Below are 3,180 nucleotides of genomic sequence, written 5' to 3'. Positions count from 1 at the left end.
CCTGGTTCACGTCCGCGACCGCGGGCGTCATCATCACCTGGTTGAACTCGGGGAGGATGGAGCTGCCCGTCCATGCCCACTGCAGCTCCGGCTGGAAGTGAGGCGTGTAGGGAGGCCGGACTTCGCACACGTCGTCGAGGTTCCGTGTGTTCCGGGCGCGCTCCGCATCCTCCGAGCCCGTCGTGTCGCACGCGCCTGCCAGCGCCAGCGCTACCAGTGCTGCAAAGATCCGCTTCCGCCGAGAATCCGCACCGTCTGTACGCTCGTGAATGCCGCGTCCGTACCCCATGTTGCATCTCCTCCGCTCGGGCGTGAACCCGCCGACCGATTCCTCGAAGTGAATTGCGCCTGCCCGGTTTTTCGGGATCCCCGAGGGTGGCGTCGTCTGGAGAACGCGCTGTCTCCTGGGTGTGTCGCTGTGGCGACACGTGGGCCCAGGGATGTGCGGAAGCCCCGGGACTCCTCGCGCGCCGTGCATAGGGTCTGCGCCTCTCACAGGGAGGAGCGCACCTTATGCATCAGCGGTATCGACTCGGCATCGCCGCCACGGCGGCCGCCCTGCTGGCTGTGGGCAGTGTCACCTACGCACAGGCGACCAAGGATCCCAAGCCCGGCGGGCTCAAGACGCCCACACCCAAGGGCACGGGAGATCAGACGTACACGATCCCGATCGTGGCCGAGGAGAGCTTCAAGGCCGTCATGGATCGGGACATGCGGGAGAAGGCCGGCGTCATGCGCCGCCAGCAGTCGCTGCTCGAGTCCCGGTACGATCTTGGCAACCGTCCCTCCCAGGTGAAGATGTCGGGGGGACGCAGGGCGCTGCAGCAGGGCGTCCGCGTCAAGCTGCCGAGCGGGATGACCTGGGAGCGGCTGGCCGCCATGAGCCCGGATGAGATCCGGGAGAAGGGGCTGTTCCCCCAGGGCTTCCTGCCGTTGCCCCACGTGAAGCACGCGGCGGGTGGGCAGGTGTTCCCGCGCTTCGAGATCGACGAGATCCGGAAGCAGGAGGGACGCTCACTCGAGCGCTTCGACGTGGACTTCGATCTCCCGGAGCACTTCCTGCCCGAGTTCCCACCGCCGATCTTCCTCTCGCAGCGGCCCGATCTCGGGGACGTCTCCCAGGGCAAGGTGCTCACGATCCGCAACTTCTTCGAGCTCATGAATGGCAAGCTCACGCCCGTGCAGATGGATGGCCTGCGCCAGCTCCTCACGCCGTTCCCCCAGGCAGAGTTCAACGCCACCGACTCCCGGAAGGTGACTGAGGGCAGCCTGGGCGTCGCCTGCCTCGATTGCCACACCAACGGTCACACCAACGCGGCCTTCCACCTGAACCCGGACAACCGGCCTCAGGCCGCACGCTTCCGGATCGACACCGTCAGCCTCCGGGGGCTGTTCAACCAGCAGATCCACGGCTCGAAGCGCTCCCTGCGCTCGGTGGAGGACTTCACCGAGTTCGAGCAGCGCACGGCCTACTTCAACGGGGACATCGCGGATGCCGCCAAGAAGGGTGTGAACGAGCCCGATCGTCCCACCCAGGTGGCGAACATGGCGCAGATGCAGAACATGTTCGACTTCCCGCCGACGCCCAAGCTGCTGCCCACGGGCCGCCTCGATCCGGCGAAGGCCACGGAGCTGGAGAAGCTGGGCGAGCAGGTCTTCCTCGGGAAGGGGCAGTGCGCCAGCTGTCACCCGACGCCGTTCTTCCTCGACCACCTCATGCACGATCTGAAGGTCGAGCGCTTCTACAAGCCGCAGATGATCAACGACCAGCTCATCCATGCGGAGGGGCCCATCAAGACGTTCACGCTGCGCGGCATCAAGGACTCGCCGCCGTACCTGCATGACGGGCGCCTGCTGACGCTCGAGGACACGGTGGAGTTCTTCAACCTCGTCCTGGGCCTCAAGCTGGAGCCGCGCGAGAAGGAAGCGCTCGTCCACTACATGCTGGCGATCTGAGCGGAGCCGAGCCGCAGCCTTCCGAGCCGCTCGAGCGACTTCACTCCTTGCTCGAGCCCCTCGGAGGGCCCTCGCTGCCCAGCGGCGACAGCTTTCCGGAGAGGGCGCCGGCCTGCTCGTGCGGCATCTGGTCCCGCGGCGAGTGGTAGTACTGCATCGGCGAGTAGTGGAGGAAGTTCGACACGCGGCTCGTGTACAGGCACGCGTACTGCTCCACCTGGTACCCGAAGCGGCTGTTCTCGTTGCCCTCCTTGAACAGCAGCCCCCAGTACGGGTTGAAGCCTTCCTCCACGTCGTGCTCCAGCGTGTCAGCGATCCCCATCGCCTCCTTCAGCGCCCGGCGCACCAGATCCAGCTCCCCCTTGAGCCGCTTGCGCTCCTCCTCCTCGTGCGCTCGCTCCGCAGGGCCCAGCGTGTCCCGCTCCAGCCGCCGCTCCACCGCGTTCAGCGCCGCCTTGGTCGCGTTCACCTCGTCATCCAGCCGAGCCCGCGTCACCTCCACCTCGGACAGCCGCGAGATCTCCTCCCGCCGCGAGTCCGTGTACGCGATCTCGTCCTCCAGCTCCTGCACCACCATGCACGTGCGCCACAGCGAGGACTTCTTCGACTTGAGGATGTCCCCGTAGATGTGATCGCCCACGTAGAGGATGTTCTCGCCCCTGTGGCCGGTGAACTCCTCGAACTGCGGCAGGTTGCCGCCCGAGTACACCTTGCCGCGCTCCAGGCTCTTCGCCTGGCCCACCACGCGACCCTCCTCGGCGGTGGCGTCCAGCTCCAGGAACGGGCGCTGATCCGAGAAGAACCCCGGCTTGCCCGCCGCCGTCACCACGTAGTCGAAGTAGTTGCGCCAGCTCGGGTACTCCGGCTGCTGCCCGTCCAGCAGGTACCGCATCACCGCGTCCGTGTAGTCCCACGCCGAGTTCGTCAGCAGGAACAGCCGCTTTCCTCCCGAGCGCAGCTTGTGCAGCGCCGGCCCCAGCTCCGGATCCTGGAAGATGTACCGCGAGAGATCCTTGCGCACCTCGCGCTTGAGCGAGTTGTCCCGGTGCACCGTGTCGATCGCCTCGCGGATGTTGTCGTAGAGCTTGCCGTAGTCCACCCGCTCGCCCAGGGACTCCAGCAGCTCGATGATGCCCGCGTACAGGCACGTCTCCGGCAGCGCGAAGAGCGTGTCGTTCCACGCGAACCGCGGATCCTTCGGACGGACCAGCTTGTTGCGGTACA

Annotated in this window: 2 protein-coding genes and 1 pseudogene; 1 reads left to right on the top strand and 2 read right to left on the bottom strand. The window is 66.5% G+C overall.

Features of this window, described 5'->3' with window-relative positions; translation table 11 throughout:
- Positions 1–289: pseudogene (locus VD972_RS40500) on the bottom strand (hemolysin); the annotation flags it as partial.
- 224 nt (positions 290–513) lie between these two features.
- Between VD972_RS40500 and VD972_RS40495 the strand changes: the two are divergent.
- A complete protein-coding gene (locus VD972_RS40495; RefSeq protein WP_324994539.1) occupies positions 514–1,956 on the top strand; it encodes a cytochrome B6 in 1,443 nt (480 codons plus the stop codon).
- A gap of 40 nt (positions 1,957–1,996) precedes the next feature.
- Here VD972_RS40495 and VD972_RS40490 read toward each other — a convergent pair.
- Positions 1,997–3,180, bottom strand: a 1,184-nt coding sequence (locus VD972_RS40490) for an HAD-IG family 5'-nucleotidase (protein WP_324994537.1), incomplete at its 5' end; no start/stop codon positions are given.

It is taken from the genome of Hyalangium sp., assembly GCF_035629615.1.
Taxonomy (GTDB): domain Bacteria; phylum Myxococcota; class Myxococcia; order Myxococcales; family Myxococcaceae; genus Hyalangium.
The sequence above is the reverse complement of the archived record's forward strand: the minus strand, read 5'-3'. Positions and strand labels throughout refer to the sequence as shown.